This is a genomic window from Aromatoleum sp. (assembly GCF_036675785.1).
Classification (GTDB): domain Bacteria; phylum Pseudomonadota; class Gammaproteobacteria; order Burkholderiales; family Rhodocyclaceae; genus Aromatoleum.
Map to the genome: position 1 here is coordinate 1 of NZ_JAKFEF010000023.1, position 18119 is coordinate 18119.

The 18119-nt window shown below is 67.2% G+C and carries 12 protein-coding genes; all 12 read left to right on the forward strand.

What is annotated here, in order from left to right; genetic code table 11:
* The first annotated feature begins 55 nt into the window (after positions 1-55).
* The 12 genes from V6M37_RS05770 (at position 56) to V6M37_RS05825 (ending at position 17958) form a co-directional block, all read left to right on the forward strand.
* Positions 56-2206, forward strand: coding sequence for a hydantoinase/oxoprolinase family protein (locus V6M37_RS05770; RefSeq protein WP_332671575.1), 2151 nt, complete (start codon positions 56-58; stop codon positions 2204-2206).
* 91 nt (positions 2207-2297) lie between these two features.
* Positions 2298-4622 (forward strand): hydantoinase B/oxoprolinase family protein, encoded by a 2325-nt coding sequence (locus tag V6M37_RS05775; RefSeq protein WP_332671576.1) that lies wholly within the window; start codon positions 2298-2300, stop codon positions 4620-4622.
* A 39-nt stretch (positions 4623-4661) separates the two neighbouring features.
* On the forward strand, positions 4662-5168 hold the full coding sequence (locus tag V6M37_RS05780) for an acetone carboxylase subunit gamma (protein WP_332671577.1): 507 nt from the start codon (positions 4662-4664) through the stop codon (positions 5166-5168).
* 194 nt (positions 5169-5362) lie between these two features.
* Positions 5363-6382 carry a WD40/YVTN/BNR-like repeat-containing protein gene (locus tag V6M37_RS05785; protein WP_332671578.1) on the forward strand — a complete coding sequence of 340 codons (1020 nt, stop codon included), beginning with the start codon at positions 5363-5365 and terminating at the stop codon, positions 6380-6382.
* Positions 6383-6392: 10 nt separating this feature from the next.
* The gene (locus V6M37_RS05790) at positions 6393-8765 is read left to right on the forward strand and encodes an efflux RND transporter permease subunit (protein WP_332671579.1); all 2373 of its coding nucleotides are present in this window, start codon (positions 6393-6395) and stop codon (positions 8763-8765) included.
* An 84-nt stretch (positions 8766-8849) separates the two neighbouring features.
* Positions 8850-10427, forward strand: a complete 1578-nt coding sequence (locus V6M37_RS05795) for a DUF1302 family protein (protein ID WP_332671580.1) — start codon at positions 8850-8852, stop codon at positions 10425-10427.
* 17 nt (positions 10428-10444) lie between these two features.
* A complete protein-coding gene (locus tag V6M37_RS05800) occupies positions 10445-11770 on the forward strand; it encodes a DUF1329 domain-containing protein (protein ID WP_332671581.1) in 1326 nt (441 codons plus the stop codon).
* 142 nt (positions 11771-11912) lie between these two features.
* Positions 11913-13886: an AMP-binding protein gene (locus tag V6M37_RS05805; RefSeq protein ID WP_332671582.1), complete on the forward strand. Its 1974-nt coding sequence runs from the start codon at positions 11913-11915 to the stop codon at positions 13884-13886.
* Positions 13887-14145: 259 nt separating this feature from the next.
* On the forward strand, positions 14146-14844 hold the full coding sequence (locus V6M37_RS05810; protein WP_332671583.1) for a CoA transferase subunit A: 699 nt from the start codon (positions 14146-14148) through the stop codon (positions 14842-14844).
* Between the two features lie 2 nt (positions 14845-14846).
* The gene (locus V6M37_RS05815; RefSeq protein ID WP_332671584.1) at positions 14847-15494 is read left to right on the forward strand and encodes a CoA transferase subunit B; all 648 of its coding nucleotides are present in this window, start codon (positions 14847-14849) and stop codon (positions 15492-15494) included.
* A gap of 16 nt (positions 15495-15510) precedes the next feature.
* Complete coding sequence (locus V6M37_RS05820) at positions 15511-15831, forward strand: hypothetical protein (protein ID WP_332671585.1); 321 nt, start codon at positions 15511-15513, stop codon at positions 15829-15831.
* Between the two features lie 63 nt (positions 15832-15894).
* Complete coding sequence (locus V6M37_RS05825; protein ID WP_332671586.1) at positions 15895-17958, forward strand: AMP-binding protein; 2064 nt, start codon at positions 15895-15897, stop codon at positions 17956-17958.
* The last annotated feature ends 161 nt before the right edge of the window (positions 17959-18119 follow it).

Here is an 18119-nt window from a genome sequence, read left to right on the forward strand (position 1 = left end):
ACATGCGGGGGCCGGCAAACGGCGACTCGCTAATCAAGAGGAGATGGAGATAACCATGGAAGTCCTACAGGCATCACAGGTACAGGTGATGGGCATCGATGCCGGCGGCACGATGACCGATACATTCTTCGTCCGCGAAGACGGGCGCTTCGTCGTCGGCAAGGCGCAGAGCAATCCCGCCGACGAGTCGCTCGCGATCTACAACTCCTCGCAGGACGCGCTCGCGCACTGGGGCCGCGACGTCGACGAGGTGTACCCGGAGCTCGTGACCTGCGTGTATTCGGGCACCGCGATGCTGAACCGCATCCTGATGCGCAAGGGTCTCAACGTCGGCCTGATCTGCAACCGCGGTTTCGAGCAGATCCACTCGATGGGCCGCGCGCTACAGAGCTATCTCGGCTACGCGCTCGAGGACCGCATCCACCTCAACACGCACCGCTATGACGAGCCGCTCGTGCCGGTGTCCCGCACCCGCGGCGTGACCGAGCGCACCGACGTGCAAGGCAAGGTGGTGATCCCGCTGCGCGAGAACGAAGTGCGTCAGGCGACGCGGGAACTCGTCGAGGCCGGCTCGCAGGCGATCGTCATTTGCCTGCTGCAGTCTCACAAGAATGAAAGCAGCGAGCAGCGCGCCCGCGACATCGTCAGGGACGAGCTCGCGCAGCTCAAGGTCGACATCCCGGTCTTCGCGTCGGTGGATTACTACCCGTCGCGCAAGGAAAGCCACCGGATGAATACGACGATCCTCGAAGCCTACGGCGCCGAACCGTCGCGCCAGACGCTGAAGAAGGTCAGCGACCGCTTCAAGAAACACGGCGCGAAGTTCGACCTGCGCGTGATGGCGACGCATGGCGGCACGATCAGCTGGAAGGCGAAGGAGCTCGCGCGCACCATCGTCTCCGGCCCGATCGGCGGCGTCATCGGCTCGAAGCTGCTCGGCGAGTACCTCGGCGACGAGAACATCGCGTGCTCGGACATCGGCGGCACGTCGTTCGACGTCGCGCTGATCACGAAGGGCAATTTCGCGATCAAGTCAGACCCCGACATGGCTCGTCTGGTGCTGTCGCTGCCGCTCGTGGCGATGGACTCGGTCGGTGCCGGCGCCGGGAGCTTCGTGCGTCTGGACCCGTACAGCAAGTCGATCAAGCTCGGACCCGACAGCGCCGGCTACCGCGTCGGCACCTGCTGGCCCGAAAGCGGGCTGGATACGGTGTCGGTGTCCGACTGCCACGTCGTGCTCGGCTATCTGAACCCCGACAACTTCCTCGGCGGCGCGATCAAGCTCGATGTGCAGCGCGCGCGCGACCACATCAAGGCGCAGATCGCCGATCCGCTGGGGCTGTCGGTCGAGGATGCGGCCGCAGGCGTGATCGAGCTGCTGGACCTGACCCTGTCCGAGTACCTGCGCGCGAACATCAGCGCGAAGGGCTACAACCCGGCGGAGTTCACCTGCTTCTCCTACGGCGGTGCCGGTCCGGTGCATACCTACGGCTACACCGAGGGCGTGGGTTTCAAGGATGTGGTCGTGCCCGCGTGGGCGGCCGGCTTCTCGGCTTTCGGCTGCGCCTGCGCCGACTTCGAGTATCGCTACGACAAGTCGGTGGATCTGGGCGTGGCCCAGCTCGCCAGTGACGCCGAGAAGGCCGCGGCTTGCGCGAGCCTGCAGGAAGCCTGGAGCGAACTGGCGGTGAAGGTCATCGACGAGTTCGTGATCAATGGCTACCAGGCCGAAGACGTGCTGCTCATCCCCGGCTACAAGATGCAGTACATGGGTCAGCTGAACGACCTTGAGATCGTCTCGCCGGTGTCGACCGCGGCGACCGCCGCCGACTGGGACCAGATCATCGAGGCGTTCGAGAACACCTATGGCCGCGTCTATGCCCATTCGGCGCGCTCGCCGGAGCTGGGCTTCTCGATCACCGGCGCGATCCTCCGCGGCATGGTGGTGACGCAGAAGCCGGTGCTGCCGGAAGACCCGGACTGCGGCCCGACGCCGCCGAAGGAAGCCTACCTCGGCACCCGCCCGTTCTACCGCCACAAGAAGTGGGTCGAGGCTGCGCTGTGGAAGATGGAGTCCATCAAGGCCGGCAACCACATCGTCGGCCCCGCGATCATCGAATCCGATGCGACGACCTTCGTCGTGCCCGACGGCTTCGAAACCACGATCGACAAGCACCGCCTGTTCCATCTCAAAGAAGCCCGGTAGCCGCCGGGCCGCCCCAAGGCGACCGGTGCCCCTTCGGGGGGCCGATACCGGAGGTGTCTTGGGGGCCAATCAATAGTGAGGAGAGACGACCATGAACATGATGACGAACAAGGAAGTCGGCTTCGCCGATCTTCTGAAAAACGGCCAGACGCTCAAGCAGTTCCGCGACGAAATCATCGAGCGCACCAAGGCGACCGGCTACTACAACGGCCTGGAAAAGCTGGAGTTCCGCGACAGTGACCCGATCGGCTACGAGAAGCTGTTCTCGAAGCTGCGCGGCGGCCTCGTACATGCCCGCGAAACGGCGAAGAAGATCGCCGCGAGCCCGATCGTGGAGCAGGAAGGCGAGCTGTGCTTCACGCTGTACAACGCCGCGGGCGACTGCGTGCTGACTTCGACCGGCATCATCATCCACGTCGGCACGATGGGCGCGGCGATCAAGTACATGATCGAGAACAATTGGGAAGGCAACCCCGGCATCAATCCCGGCGACATGTTCACGACTAACGACTGCGCGATCGGCAACGTGCACCCCTGCGACATCGCGACGATCGTGCCGATCTTCTGGGAAGGCCGGCTGATCGGCTGGGTCGGCGGCGTCACGCACGTCATCGACACCGGCGCGGTGACGCCGGGCTCGATGTCCACCGGCCAGACCCAGCGTTTCGGCGACGGCTACATGATCACCTGCCGCAAGACCGGCGTGAACGACGAGCCGCTGCGCGACTGGCTGCACGAGTCGCAGCGCTCGGTGCGCACACCGAAGTACTGGATCCTCGACGAGAAAACCCGCATCGCCGGCTGCCACATGATCCGCGAGCTGGTGGAGGACGTGATCCGTGCCGACGGCATCGACGCCTACGAGAAGTTCGCCTCCGAGGTCATCGAGGAAGGCCGCCGCGGGCTGATGAACCGCATCAAGGCGATGACCCTGCCGGGCAAGTACCGCAAGGTGTCCTTCGTCGACGTGCCGTACAAGCACGACGACGTGCAGGTGTCGAACGCCTTCGCGAAGCTCGACTCGATCATGCACTCGCCGTGCGAGATGACGATCAAGCCGGACGGGAAATGGCGGCTCGACTTCGAGGGCGCGAGCCGCTGGGGCTGGCATACCTTCAACGCCCACCAGGTCGCCTTCACGTCCGGCATCTGGGTGATGATGTGCCAGACCCTCGTCCCGACCCAGCGCATCAATGACGGCGCGTACTACGCGACCGAGTTCAAGCTGCCTAAGGGGACCTGGTGCAACCCGGACGACCGCCGCACCGGTCACGCCTACGCCTGGCACTTCCTGGTCTCCGGCTGGGCGGCGCTGTGGCGCGGTTTGAGCCAGTCCTACTTCAGCCGCGGCTACCTCGAGGAGGTCAATGCCGGCAACGCCAACACGTCCAACTGGCTGCAGGGCGGCGGCATCAACCAGGACGGCGAGATCCACGCGGTGAACAGCTTCGAGGCGAGCTCCTGCGGCACGGGCGCCTGCGCCGTGAAGGACGGCCTGAACCATGCCGCCGCGATCTGGAACCCCGAAGGCGACATGGGCGACATCGAGATCTGGGAGATGGCCGAGCCGCTCCTTTATCTGGGTCGCAACGTCAAGGCCAACTCCGGCGGCTACGGCAAGTACCGCGGCGGCTGCGGCTTCGAAACGCTGCGCATGGTGTGGAACGCCCAGGACTGGACGATGTTCTTCATGGGCAACGGCTACATGAACAGCGACTGGGGAATGATGGGCGGCTACCCGTCGGCGACCGGTTACCGCTTCGAAGCGCACAAGACCGGTCTCGACAAGCGCATCGCCGTCGGCGACTCGCTGCCGCTGGGGGGCGACCTCGACCCGAGCGCGCCCGACTACGAGCGGCACATCGACGCGACGGCCGTGGTCAAGCGCGACAAGCAGTGCATGACCACCGAAGACTGCTACGACAACCACGACCTGTACCTGAACTACCTGCGCGGCGGCCCTGGTTTCGGCGATCCGATCGATCGCGATCCGAAGGCCATCGAGAGCGACCTGAACCAGAAGTTCCTGCTGCCGGAATACGCGCAGAAGGTCTACGGCGCGGTCTTCACGCAGGATGGGAAGGGCGTGTTCACGGTCGATCCGGCCAAGACCCAGGCACGCCGTGCCGAGCTCCGCAAGGAGCGCCTCGCCCGCGCGGTGCCGACCCGCGAATGGATGAAGGAAGAGCGCGAACGCATCCTCAACAAGCATGCGTCGGTGCAGGTCCAGCACATGTTCGCCACCAGTTTTGCGCTGTCCGAGAAGTTCACCAGGGAGTTCAAGGACTTCTGGAGCCTTCCGGCGGAGTGGCAACTGCGCGAGGAAGAGCTCGGGGTGCCGACCTACGGCTCCAAGCACCGCATGGATCTCTCGCTGATGCCGGACGTCACGACCGTCGTCCAGGTCGAAGAGTGACAGCCCGCCCGAACGACACGTCGAATCAAGGAGCAAAAAATGTCTTCCTACACGAATGAACAGGTTTCGCACCTCGTCGAGGGCTCGCTCGACTGGGAAACCACCTTCCGCATGCTGTCGATGCCCAAGGACAACAGTCGTTTCGAGCAATACGTCGAGGCCTTGCAGAAGAAGGTGACGTTCAAGGATCGCATCGTCCTGCCGCTGGGGCCGCACATGTACATCGTGCAGTCGGCCAAGACCAAGCAGTGGCTCATCAAGTGCGACTGCGGCCACGAGTTCTGCGACTACCGGGAGAACTGGAAGCTGCATGCGGCGATTTACGTGCGCGACACGGAAGAGGCGATGACGGAGGTGTATCCGAAGCTGATGGCGGCCGACACCCAGTGGCAGGTCTACCGCGAGTACTACTGCCCGACCTGCGGGACGATGCACGACGTCGAGGCGCCGACGCCGTGGTACCCGGTGATTCACGACTTCGAGCCGGACATCGAAGCCTTCTACAAGGACTGGGTCGGCCTGCCGGTGCCCGAACGCGCGGCCTGATCCGCACCCGCCGGACCGCTGGTCCGGCGGGTGCGGCGCCGGCGCTGCCATTCCGCTAGCGCCGGCGGGCCCTCGTCGGGCCCGAGTCATCCCGAATTCCGTACTGCGTGATGCGAGGCCGCTGCCCTGCAGGGGACTTGTCGCGCAAAAAACAATAGTCAGGCGCGCCTGGGCCGGGCGTGAAGGAGACAGTGATGTTGCGTCGATTCAGGAAATACGGAGGCGGTGCGCGCGGCGTCGTGACGGTGGCAACGTCGTCCGCACCCCTGGTAATTGTCGGTGGGCTCCTTTACGCGGGCCTGTTCGTCAAGGCGGAGGCGGTGGTGCAGAAGGTCGAGCCGCCGGCCATCGAGCGCCGCGACAGCTTCTATGGGGTCGCCGCACCGAACGGCAGCGTGGTATGGGCCGTCGGCGCCGACGGCAAGGTCGTCCGCAGCGAAGACGGCGGCCAGTCCTGGTCGCGCCAGGAGACCAACACCGGCGCCAATCTCCAGGGCATCGCGGCGTGGGACGCCGACTCCGCCGTGGCCGTGGGCAACGACGGCGTCGTGATCGTCACCCGCGACGCCGGCCGCACCTGGACGCAGTCCGAAATCCCCGCGACCGGCAACCCGAACAAGCTGTTCCGCGTCCGCATCGCCGACGGCGCCGCTTGGGCGGTGGGCGAATTCGGCGCGCTGCTGCGCTCGACCGATCGGGGCGAGACGTGGTCGCGGATGCTGCCCGAGAAAGACCGCGCCTGGAACGACGTCGCCTTCGTCGGCAACACCGGCTGGCTCGTCGGCGAGTTCGGCGCGCTGATGAAGACGACGGACGGCGGCACGACGTGGGCGGCGGTCGAGACGCCGAACGAGGTGAGCCTGATGAGCGTCGCGTTCCGCGACGCCGAGCACGGCGTCGCTGTCGGCCTCGCGGGCACCCTGCTGACGACGGCCGACGGCGGCGCGACATGGCAGCAGGTTCCGGCCTTCACCCGCGAGCACCTGTACTCCGTGATCTGGGACGAGAACCGCTGGCTCGCGGTCGGCGACAAGGGCGTCATGGCGACGGCGGAGGCCGACACCGCGCCGTGGCAGCCCGGTCGCGTGGCCGAAGGGGACGTGTCGTGGCGCACCGCGCTCGCGCGCTCGGGCACGCGCTACTTCCTCGCCGGCAGCAACCTGGCGGTCCTCGACGATGGCGCGCTGAGCGTCGCCGGTCACAAGCGGATGTGAGGGGACAAGAATGAAGAACACGACATTCGGCAAGGTCGACAGCGCCTTTGCCTTCCTGATCCGCTTCCGCGCACTGGTCGTCGCCGCGGTCGCGCTGGTGACGCTGGTAATGGGCTACCAGGCGAGCCAGATCGAGGTGAAGACGATCTTCAGCGATCTGCTGCCGCGCAATCACCCCTACGTCGAGGTGAACCAGCGCTTCAAGCAGACCTTCGGCGGCTCGAACATGGTCAGCATCATGCTCGAGGCCGAGCACGGTGACATCTTCAACCCGACCGTGCTGGGCAAGGTGCAGAAGCTGACGGTCGACCTGCAGCAGGTCGAAGGCGTCGACACCTACCAGATCATTTCGCTCGCATCGAAGAAGATCAAGGAGGTGCGCGCCTCGACCGAGGGCGTCGAATCGCGGCCGCTGATGTGGCCCGAGCTGCCGCGCACCGACGCCGAGCTCGCCGCGCTGAAGGCGTCGGTGCTCGACAACCCGCTGGTCTATGGGCCGTACGTGTCGACCGACCTGAAGGCGACGCTGGTCACGCTGGACTTCAGCGACAGCAACATGGACTACACGCGCGCGTTCAACCAGCTGATGGCGCTGGTCGAGGAGGCGAGCGGCGACGGCGTGCAGGTGCGCATCGTCGGCGAGCCGGTGCTGTACGGCTGGGTGAACCACTACCTGCACGAGACGCTGACGATCTTCTTCTTCGCGGTCGCGGCGCTGGTCGTGCTGCTGTGCCTGATCACGCGCACCTGGCACGGTACGATCCTGCCGCTGCTCGCCGGTCTCGTCAGCGCGGTGTGGGCGCTCGGCGCGGCGCGGCTGATGGGCTTCCACCTCGACCCGCTGGTCGTCGTCGTCGCGTTCCTGATCACCGCACAGGCGATCTCGAACTCGGTGCAGTTGATCGCGCGCTTCGACGACGAGGCGGCGCAAGGCACGCCGAGCGCGGCAGCCGCGGCGCGCGCCAGTGCGCGCAACCTGTTCAAACCGAGCATGCTCGCGATCGTCGCCGACGCCGGCTGTGTGCTCGTGGTCGCGCTGACGCCGATCCCGCTGCTGCAGAAGATCTCGTTCATCGGCACGGTGTGGGTGCTGACGATCTTCGTCAGCGCGCTGATCCTGACGCCGGTGATGCTGTCGTGGTTCGGCGTGCGCCGGCGCTACATCCATCCGGTCAACATCCACCCGGTGCTGATGCGCATCCTCGGCGTGTGCTCGGCGATCGTCACGACTCGCTGGCGCTACGCGGTGCTCGGAATGGCCGCGGCGGTGTTCGTCGTCTCCGGCCTCTACGCGTTCAACCTCAAGGTCGGCGACGCGAACCCGGGCTCGCCGATCCTGTGGCCTGACTCGAGCTACAACCGCGACGCGGCCGAGATCAACCGCCAGTTCCAGGGCTCGGACCGGATGTTCGTCGTCGTCGCCGGCGAGAAGCCCGGCGCGCTGCGCGAGCCCGAAGTGCTGTCGAGCATGACGCGCTTCCAGAAGTACATGGAGGCCCAGCCGGAAGTCGGCGGCAGCATCTCGCTCGCGGACATCCTGCCGCAGGTCAAGCGCGTGCTGCGCGAAGGCAACCCGATGTACCAGGAGCTCGGGCAGAGCGCCGACGAGAACGGCGAGCTGATGTACATGTTCGTCTCCGGCTCGGACCCGGGTGACATGGACCGCTACGCCGACGCCGACGCGAAGAACGGCGCGGTGACGCTGTTCTTCCGCGACCACCAGGGCGAGACGATCCGCACCGCGGTCGCCCGCGTGCGCGACTACGTCGAGCAGCATCCGATCAAGGACGCCCAGTACCTGCTCGCGGGCGGTCTCGTCGGCGTGCTCGCGGCGGTCAACGAGGTGATCCTCGCCGGCCAGATCGAGGCCATCGCGCTCGCGCTGCTGGTGCTGGTCGTGTGCTGCACGGTCACCTACCGCTCAACGGTCGCCGGGGTGTTCTTCATGATCCCGGTGCTGCTCTCCAACACCATCACGTTCAGCTACATGGCCTGGCAGGGCATCGGCATGAACATCAACACGCTGCCGGTCGTCGCGCTCGGCATCGGTCTCGGCGTCGATTACACGTTCTACATCGTCGATGGCATCCGCGAGAACCTGCACCGCTCGCACAACGTCGAGCGCGCGATCGTCAATGCGCTGATGGGGCCGGGCAAGGGCGTGCTGATCACCGCAATGACGCTGATCACCAGCGTCGTGCTGTGGCACTTCTCGTCGCTGCGTCTGCAGGCCGACATGGGCGTGCTGATCGCGCTGTGGCTGTTCATCTCGGCGTTCAGCGCGCTCTTCATCATGCCCGCGCTCGTCTATGTGTTCCGGCCCGAATTCATCGTCGGCAGCAAGCGGCGTCCGATCCCGCAGGCGGAGCCGGCGCTCGCGTGAGCCCTCCGGGCGAGGCGCCGCGGCGACTGGCGCCTCGCCCGCCAGAAAGACTTCAACGCAATGAAAAACACGAGGAGCGAGGAGATGAGGAGCAAGGGAGCAACGAAAAGGAAGGCGGCCTCGATCGCGGTAGTGGCCGCGCTCGCCGGTGCCGGGTGGGGGCCGGCCCGAGGCGCGAACGGCGAAAGCAGCTCGTGGGCCGCTGACGACTTCAGCTTCAACCTGTCGGGCTACGCGCGCGGCTGGGTGTCGGTGAACCTGCAGAACCAGCCGGAGCTGGATGCGATCGACAAGGACAGCAAGGGCAAGCTGTCGATGGTGCGCGGCTCGCTGCTGCTCGACGCCGACGCGAAAACCGGCCCGGTGAAATGGAAGGCGATCGGCCGCGCGGACCGCGAGCACAAGACGAGCTACCTCAACGACCTGGAGCGGCTGCGCACGACGAACGGCACTGCGGTCGGCGGCCACAGCAGCAGCATCACCGACAACTACAACAACAACGAGCTGCGCGAGTTCTGGGCCGAAATGCCGTTCGGCGAGCGCGTGACGGTGAAAGTCGGCAAGCAGCAGCTGGTGTGGGGCGAGTCGGACTTCTTCCACGCGATGGACCTGGTGCACGGCTACGACCTGTCATGGCACCTGTTCTTCGAGGGCGAGAACGAGGAATGGCGCAAGCCGCTGACGCTGATCTCGACGAAGATCCGCATCCCCGAAGCGGATGGCATGCTCGCCGCGTATGTGCGGCCCGGCGTCGACCGCTGCGAGGACATCGGCAATACGTACGATATCCGTGGCGGGCGATGGTTCTTCCAGCCGTATCGCGGCTTCGACCTCAGCGCGGTCACCGACAAGGACTGTGATCACCCCGACGGGGACCGCGACGATGTCACTGGCGGCGTGCGCTGGTCAGGTGAAGCGTTCGGCCTGAGCTACTCGCTCGCGTACCTCACGTCGTTCTCGGCGGACCCGGTCGCGAACTCGGCCTTCAAGCCGTACAAGAAGGCGCCGAGCGGCGCCGTGTTCGATCTGATCCACCCCAAGATCGACGTGCTCGGCGCAACGGTGAGCGGCTACAGCGCCGCGCTCGACGCGGTGCTCAGTGCCGAGATGGCGTACACGAAGGACCAGCCGTTCAACGTCGGCACCGGCGCCTTCCTCGCGCCGAACGTCCCGGGCAACGTCGGCATCGGCCTCGGCGGCGTGAAGAAGAAGAACACGCTGACGACGATGCTGCGCATCGACAAGGACCTCGACCTCCAGGGCCTGTTCGGCACGTCGCGCCCGTCGTTCTCGTCGATCCAGCTGTTCAACACGCAGGTGCTCGGCTTCGACCGCGACGACGACCTCGTGCGCCTCTTCGCGTACGGCACCGAGCTGACCGAGCACAACACGATCCTGACCGCGTTCACGACGCTGAACTACGCCAACGACACGATCAACCCGGGCTTCGCGATCGGCGTCGACCTGACGCATGGCGGCGGTTTCGCGATCCCCAGCCTGTCGCTGACGCTGTCCGACCAATGGCTCGCGAGGATCGAGGCGGACATCTTCTGGGGCGGCAACAAATCCAACAAGACGCAGTTCAGCGACGAGGCGTCACAGATCTTCGGCTACTTCGACAACGCGAGCCAGCTCGTTTTCCGCTTGACCCGGCAGTTCTAAAAAAGGAGGAGACCACGATGCACAAGCACTTGAAATTCACCGCCGATGCTCCGGTGCGGCGGACCGCGCTCGCGGGCGCGCTCGGCCTGTTGCTGGCGCTTTCCGCGCAAGGCGCGCACGCGAAGGCGCTCGAAGCCGGCTTCGTCATCGACAAGGACAACTACGAGTCGATCAAGAACGACACCTTCGAGGACAAGACCATCGCCAGCATGGTCCCCGAAAAGCTCGAATGGATGATCAAGAACCACAACCTGACGATCAAGCTCGCGCACTCGAAGAAGATCGAGATGGACCCGAAATACGTCGAGGCGACGAAGAACGGGGCGAAGGACGTCAAGTTCAACCCGGCCGACCGCACGATCAGCGGCTGGAAGGCGGGGATGCCGTTCCCGCCCGAGACGATCAAGCTCGACGACCCGCACGCCGGCGACAAGGTGATCTGGAACCTGCGCGCGGCGACCTACGGCGCAACGATGGACCTGCGCGACATCGCGTGGGTGTTCCTCGACGCGAAGAAGGGCTACGAGCGGGTCCAGGCGTTCCAGTCGCGCCGCTACTACATGGAAGGGCGGCTCGACGGCGGCCCGGTTTCGGTCGGCGACGGCGACGTGTCGCAGAAGACCTACTTCGTCGCGCACTACCCGCAGGACATCCGCGGCCTCGGCACGTTCTCTCAGCGCTACAACCAGGCCGACTCGAAGAAGCCGGACGACTCGTACGCGTACCTGAAGTCGGTGCGGCGCACGCGGCGCCTGTCTGGCGGCGCGTGGATGGACCCGATCGGCGGCACCGACCAGCTCTACGACGACTGGGACATCTGGGATGCGTGGCCGACGAAATACGTCGAGAACAAGCTGATCGAAAAGCGCTGGGTGCTGGCGATCGCGCACAGCCCCGAGATGAGCGTCGACACCTCGCAGCCCTGGACCGACCCGCAGAAGCGCTTCCCGCGGATCAACATGGCCGAGCCGCCATATTCGAACCCGGCGAAGGACGTCGGCTGGGAGCCGCGCGAAGTATACGTCGTCGAGGGCACGCCGCCGCCGGAACATCCGTACAGCAAGAAGGTCGCGTACATCGAGGTCGACTTCCCCCGCCCGTACCTCGGCTACGCGCTCGACCGCAAGGGCGAGTTCTGGAAGATGTTCATCTTCCAGAACCGGCCCGACGTCGGCGACGACGGCTACAAGGCCGTGATGCCGGTCATCGGCCACATCATCGACGTCAAGCGCGGCCACGCCACCAACTGGTCTTCCAACATGAAATCCAACCCGAAGGGGGTGAAGGAGACCGACGTGTCGCTGAACATCCTCGAGGAAGTCGCGACCGGCGCCGGCCGCTGACCGCTGCAAACCTTTCCGTGCCGTGACCTCCGCTCTCGGCCATTTCGACCGCCCCCGCTGCCGTTTCGGGGGCGGCTTTTTTTGTCCGCGGGGAAGGGAGCGGCGCGTCGATTCCGTTCGAGACAACGCAGGGAGGCACGACATGACGATGCATGTCCCCATCGGTTATGACTGGAACAACACGCGGCTCGCGCGGTTCATCGCGCGCTACGGCTACCGCGACCTCGAGGATCTGCAGCTGCAGGCGGCGTACGTGCCGCAGCGCTTCTGGGATGCGGTCGTCGAGTCGATCGGGCTGGACTGGGCGACGCCGTACCGCCGCACGCTCGACTTCGCCGGCGGCGTGATGTGGCCGAAATGGTTCGTCGACGGCCGGCTCGACCTCGTCGACAACCTCGTCGGCAAACACGCGCGCGCAACGCCGGACAAGATCGCGATCCGCTGGGAAGGTGACGGCGGCGAGTCGCGCACGATCAGCTACGCGGCGCTCGCCGACGAGGTCGCCCGCGTTGCGGCGGGGTTGCGCGCGCTCGGCGTCGGCGAAGGCGACCGGATCGCGCTCTACCTGCCGATGATCCCCGAGGCTGCGACCCTCATGCTCGCGGCGACCCGTATCGGCGCGATCTTCATCCCGTTCTTCTCCGGCTACGGCGCCGACTCGGTCGCGCAGCGGGTCGCCGACTGCGAGGCGTCGGTGCTCGTGTGCGCGAACGGCTACTTCCGTCGCGGCAAGGTGGTGCCGATGCTCGCGGACGCGAGGACGGCGGCGCGCGCCTGCGCCTCGATGCGCCATCTCGTCGTCGTCGACCGGCTCGGACTCTGCGCAGGCGAAGGGGGGGCATCGAACGCGCTCGACCGCGACGCATCGTTTGCCGAGGTCGATTACCGCACGCTGCTCGAATCCTGCCCCGACTCCGCGCCCGCGGCGTTTCCCGCCGACCAGACGCTGATGCTGATCTACACGTCGGGCACGACCGGCAAGCCGAAAGGCGTCGTCCACACCCACGCCGGTTTCCCGGTGAAGGCGGCGCAGGATCTGCTGATGGCATTCGACCTGCACGCCGACGACACGCTGATGTGGGTCACCGACATGGGCTGGCTGATGGGGCCGTGGATGGTGTACGGCGGCCTGATGCATGGCGCGACGATCGTGCTCTACGAGGGCACACCCGATTACCCCGATGCCGGCCGGCTGTGGCAGGTGATCGAGCGTCACCGCGTCACGCATTTCGGCCTGTCGCCGACGCTCGTGCGGCTGCTGATGGCGGCCGAACGGAGCCTGCCCCCGCCCGGCGCGCTCGATGCGCTGCGCGTGTTCGGCTCGACCGGTGAGGCGTGGAACGAGGCGCCATGGCTGTGGCTGTTCGAAGCGGTCGGGGCTTCGCGCCGCCCGATCATCAACTATTCGGGCGGCACCGAGATCGGCGGCGGCATCCTCGCGTGCTTTCCGGGTCGCCCGCAGAAGCCCGGCGCATTCGACGGTCCGATTCCCGGTATGGCGGTCGACGTGCGCGACGCCGACGGCCAGCCGGTACGCGAGAGCGTCGGCGAGCTGACGATCCGCCGGCCGTGGCCCGGCATGACGAGCGGCTTCTGGCGCGACGCCGAGCGTTACCGCGACGCGTACTGGTCGGTGTGGCCGGACGTGTGGGTGCACGGCGACTGGGCGCGCGTCGACGCGGACGGCTACTGGTTCGTCCACGGCCGCAGCGACGACACGATCAAGATCGCCGGCAAGCGCGTCGGCCCCGCCGATTTCGAATCCGCACTGGTGTCGCACCCGCTCGTAACCGAGGCCGTCGCGATCGGCGTGCCGGACGAGTTGAAGGGCGAGACGGTCGTCTGCTTCGTGACCGTCGCCGACCGCCGCAAGCTCGTGCAGCGGCCGTGGGAGGACTGGGAAGCGGAGCTCGTCGACCACGTCGGACGCCACCTCGGCAAGCCGCTGCGCCCTTCGCGCATCCATCTCGTCCAGGCGATCCCGAAGACGCGCAACGGCAAGACGGTGCGCCGACTGATGCGCAGCGCCTACCTCGGCACGAGCGCCGGCGACCTGTCGTCGGTCGAGAATCCCGGCGCGATCGATGAAGTGCGGGCGCTGCGGGTGACCGCGTAGCGCCGGTGCGGGGGGGCGTTCGAATTCCGGACGCCGTCCCACGTCGTTGTCCGTTTCCCGGTCAAGACGGCTTCCCGATCTGCCCCCGCGGCGAGCGAAAATTGCGTCGAAACAATGACATGGATCGAAATTCAGGGGATCGGCACGGACGTTGCTGAAGATGCATACCGGTTGGAGTCGCTTCGACCCGCATCCGCGGCCATACGGCGGCACCGCTGCCCGGTTTGCGATCGACTTATCGAGAGAGGATGAAAACGCTATGAGCAAGGTATATCCGGATGTCGGTTCCGCGCTGGCCGACGTCGTCGAGGACGGGCAGACAGTTGCGGTCGGGGGCTTCGGCCTGTGCGGCATCCCCGAAATGCTGATCCACGGCCTACGCGACTCGAAGGTCGCGAACCTCACCGTGATCAGCAACAACGCGGGCGTCGATGGCGTCGGGCTCGGCCTGCTGCTCGAGTCGCGGCAGGTGCGCAAGATGGTGTCGTCGTACGTCGGCGAGAACGCTGAGTTCGAGCGCCAGCTGCTCGCCGGCGAGCTCGAAGTCGAGCTGACGCCGCAGGGGACGCTCGCCGAGAAGCTGCGCGCGGGCGGCGCCGGCATCCCGGCGTTCTACACCCGCACCGGCGTGGGCACCCTCGTCGCGGAAGGGAAGGAAGAGCGCGAGATCGACGGCGCGCGCTACCTGCTCGAACGCTCGCTGACCGCCGACGTCGCGCTCGTCAAGGCCTGGAAGGCGGATCGCGCCGGCAACCTCGTCTATCGCAAGACGGCGCGCAACTTCAATCCCGTCGTCGCCACCGCGGGACGGGTGACGGTGGCCGAGGTCGAGGAGCTCGTCGAGACCGGCGACCTCGACCCCGACCACATCCATACGCCGGGCGTCTTCGTGCAGCGCATCGTCGTCAATCCGGCGCCGACGAAACACATCGAACAACGCACCGTGAGGGAGGCGTGATCATGGCCTGGACCCGCAATGACATGGCGCGCCGCGCCGCCCGGGAGCTGCGCGACGGCTACTACGTGAACCTCGGCATCGGCATGCCGACGCTGGTAGCGAACCACATTCCGCCCGGCATGGACGTCTGGTTGCAGTCCGAAAACGGCCTGCTCGGCATCGGGCCGTTTCCGACCGAAGCCGAGGTCGACGCCGACCTCATCAACGCCGGCAAGCAGACGGTGACGACGCTCGCCGGCAGCAGCATCTTCAGCAGCGCGGACTCGTTCGCGATGATCCGCGGCGGCCACATCGACCTCGCGATCCTCGGGGCAATGCAGGTCAGCGAGCGCGGGGATCTCGCGAACTGGATGATCCCGGGCAAGCTCGTCAAAGGGATGGGCGGCGCGATGGATCTCGTTGCAGGGGTGCGCCGCGTGATCGTGATGATGGAGCACTGCAGCAAGAGCGGCGAGCCGAAGATCCTGCGCCGCTGCGACTTGCCGCTGACCGGCGTCGGCGTCGTCAGCCGGATCATCACCGACCTGTGCGTACTCGACGTGACGCGCGACGGGCTGCGGCTGCTCGAGGTCGCCGACGGCGAGAGCATCGACGCGATCGTCGCCCGCACCGGCGCGCCGATCGACGTCGGCGAAGCGGTGCTGGGCTGACAGGGGAGGGGCGGTCATGACGATGCTGCTGACCGAGACCGAATTGCGGCGCGAGAACCGCATCTTCGAAGGCACCGGCGGGCGCTCGGAAGAAAATCGCGGCAGCGGTTTCGAACCGGCGTTCCTCGACAACGAGACGCACCGGATCTACCGCTCCCGCTTCGCCGATGGCCGCCCGGCACCCTGCCACCTTCTCGACGGGCTGCCTGACGAAGTCGTCGTCGCGCGCGACGGCCGCGGGCGGGTCGCCGCGACCAAGGGCTCGCTCGTCTCCGGCTTCCTGCGATGCGGCGAGTTCTACACGCGTGATGAAGCAGTTGCGGCGCTCGCGACATGAGTCGACGACGAGCCCGGACCGCAAACCCGCGCCGCCGCTCGTGACGGGGACAAGGGGACAAGCATGGCAACCTGCTGCGCGAGCGGCATCCGCTTCGAGGACACGGCGCTCGCCGGTTTCCTGCGCAATTACGGCTACGTCGACCTCGCCGAACTGCACGCGGTCGCGGCGGAGGAACCGACCCGATTCTGGGCCGAAGTCGAGGACGCGCTGGGACTGCGCTGGGCGACGCGCTACCGTGCGGTTCTCGATATGTCGAATGGCCCGGCGGCGCCGCGTTGGTTCGTCGGCGGGAAACTCGACCTCTACGAACATCTCGTCGGTCGCATCGCGCGGGAGGACCCGGAGCGCGTCGTGCTGGCGTGGGAAGGCGACGACGGCGCGACTGCCGAACTGTCCTGCGCGCAGCTGGACGATGAAGCGCGGCGCCTCGCGGCCGGGCTCGCCGAGCTCGGCGTCGTGACCGGCGAGCGCGTCGCGATCTACCTGCCGGCGCTGCCCGAGGCCGCGGTCGCGCTGCTCGCGGCCGCGCGGCTCGGCGCGATCGCGGTGCCGCTCTCGTCGGGCTACGGCGCCGACGTGCTCGCGAGCCGCCTCGCCGACAGCGGCGCGAAGTGGGTCGTCTGCGCCGATGGTTGCCTGCGGCGCGGCACGCCCGTCGACATGCTCGCGAAAGCACGCGCCGCCGCGGCCCAATGCGCGGAAGTCGCCTGCCTCGTCGTCGTGCCGCGCCTCGGTGCCGTCGCGCCGCCGGAGCCGATCCTCGCGAGCTGGCGCGAACGGGACTACCGCATCCTCGTCGCGCAAAGCCGGCCGCAGGCCGGCCCGGCGGTGTTCGACGCCGACACACCATTGATGCTGCTGTACACGTCGACCGCGAACGATGGGCCGAGAGGCGTCGTCCATACGCACGCCGGCTTCCCGCTGAAGGCCGCCCAGGACATGTTGATGACCTTCGACGTGCAACCGGGCGACCGCCTGATGTGGCTCGCCGACATGGGCCGCATGCTCGGTCCGTGGCTGCTGTTCGGCGGCTTGTTGCGCGGCGCGACGGTCGTGCTGTTCGAAGGCGTGCCGGACTTTCCATCCGCCCGGCGCATCTGGCAACTCGCGGCGCGTCACCGCGTCACACATCTCGGGATGTCGCCGGGGGCCGGGCGCCTGCTGATGGCGGCGGGAGTCGACGGCCTGCCGGCACCCGGCGCGCTGGACCGGCTGCGCCTCTTCGGATCGACCGGGCAGTCGTGGACTGACGCCGCGTGGCACTGGCTCTTTCACGATGTCGGAAGGCAGCGCTGCCCGATCATCCACTATTGCGGCGGGACCGAGATCGGCGGCGCGATCCTCGCGTGCTTTCCGGGCCTGCCGCAGAAGCCCCGCGGCCTCGCGGGGCCGGTGCCGGGCATGATCGCGGACGTCGTCGATGCCGGCGGACGCTCGCTGCTGTCGTCGAACGCGGCCGCGAGCGCGGGTCATCCCTCGGGTGGATGCGGGCGCGGCGGCGTCGCGGCGCGAGCCCCCGGCGCTGTCCGCGGCGCGGGCGAGCTCGTGCTGCGTGCGCCGTGGCCGGGCATGGCGCACGGCTTCTGGCAAGACGACGAGCGATACCTGAAGACCTGCCGCTCGCGATCGCCGGGCCTCTGGCTGCCCGGCGACTGGGCATGCACCGACGAGGATGGCCACTGGTTCATTCATGGGCGCAGCGACGACACGCTGAAGGTCGCCGGCAGGCGGGTCGCCCCCGCCGAATACGAGTTCGCGCTCGCCGCCCATCCGCTCGTCGGCGACGCGGTCGCAATCGGCGTTCCGGACCCGCGCGAGGGCGAGGCGGTCGTCTGCTTCGTCGCGCTCGCGCGGGAGCCGGCCGGATGTGAGAGAGGCGGGTGCGGTCCGGGCGACGCGGAACGCGAACTCATCGCGCATCTCGCGCTACGCCTGGGCGCAGCACTCAGCCCGGTCCGCGTCCATCTGGTCGCGGCGCTGCCGGCGACGAAGAACGACCGAGACCGGCGCCGCCTCGTGCGTGCGGCCTATCTCGACGAAGCGCTCCACGAACTGGCGCGCCTCGATTGCCCGCGGACGCTTGATGCGATTCGCGCGTGCCGCCCGGCCGCGGCGGAAGCGTGACGCCTCGATCGCCGGGCGACCGATCCCCGGACGACCGGCGTCCGGATTTCGAACGCCGGGCGGCGCGAAGCGTCCGGAAATCGGCCGATCGACGTCGGCCGTTTCACCGGCAGACAACGGAGTTTTCGCTTGATTTCGCGCGATTTCGGCCCGGTTTCTCG

Excerpts from the sequence above, each read along its gene's own strand:
- V6M37_RS05770 (WP_332671575.1), top strand. The coding sequence starts at position 56 with ATGGAAGTCCTACAGGCATCACAGGTACAGGTGATGGGCATCGATGCC.
- V6M37_RS05775 (WP_332671576.1), top strand. The coding sequence starts at position 2,298 with ATGAACATGATGACGAACAAGGAAGTCGGCTTCGCCGATCTTCTGAAA.
- V6M37_RS05780 (WP_332671577.1), top strand. The coding sequence starts at position 4,662 with ATGTCTTCCTACACGAATGAACAGGTTTCGCACCTCGTCGAGGGCTCG.
- V6M37_RS05785 (WP_332671578.1), top strand. The coding sequence starts at position 5,363 with ATGTTGCGTCGATTCAGGAAATACGGAGGCGGTGCGCGCGGCGTCGTG.
- V6M37_RS05790 (WP_332671579.1), top strand. The coding sequence starts at position 6,393 with ATGAAGAACACGACATTCGGCAAGGTCGACAGCGCCTTTGCCTTCCTG.
- V6M37_RS05795 (WP_332671580.1), top strand. The coding sequence starts at position 8,850 with ATGAGGAGCAAGGGAGCAACGAAAAGGAAGGCGGCCTCGATCGCGGTA.
- V6M37_RS05800 (WP_332671581.1), top strand. The coding sequence starts at position 10,445 with ATGCACAAGCACTTGAAATTCACCGCCGATGCTCCGGTGCGGCGGACC.
- V6M37_RS05805 (WP_332671582.1), top strand. The coding sequence starts at position 11,913 with ATGACGATGCATGTCCCCATCGGTTATGACTGGAACAACACGCGGCTC.
- V6M37_RS05810 (WP_332671583.1), top strand. The coding sequence starts at position 14,146 with ATGAGCAAGGTATATCCGGATGTCGGTTCCGCGCTGGCCGACGTCGTC.
- V6M37_RS05815 (WP_332671584.1), top strand. The coding sequence starts at position 14,847 with ATGGCCTGGACCCGCAATGACATGGCGCGCCGCGCCGCCCGGGAGCTG.
- V6M37_RS05820 (WP_332671585.1), top strand. The coding sequence starts at position 15,511 with ATGACGATGCTGCTGACCGAGACCGAATTGCGGCGCGAGAACCGCATC.
- V6M37_RS05825 (WP_332671586.1), top strand. The coding sequence starts at position 15,895 with ATGGCAACCTGCTGCGCGAGCGGCATCCGCTTCGAGGACACGGCGCTC.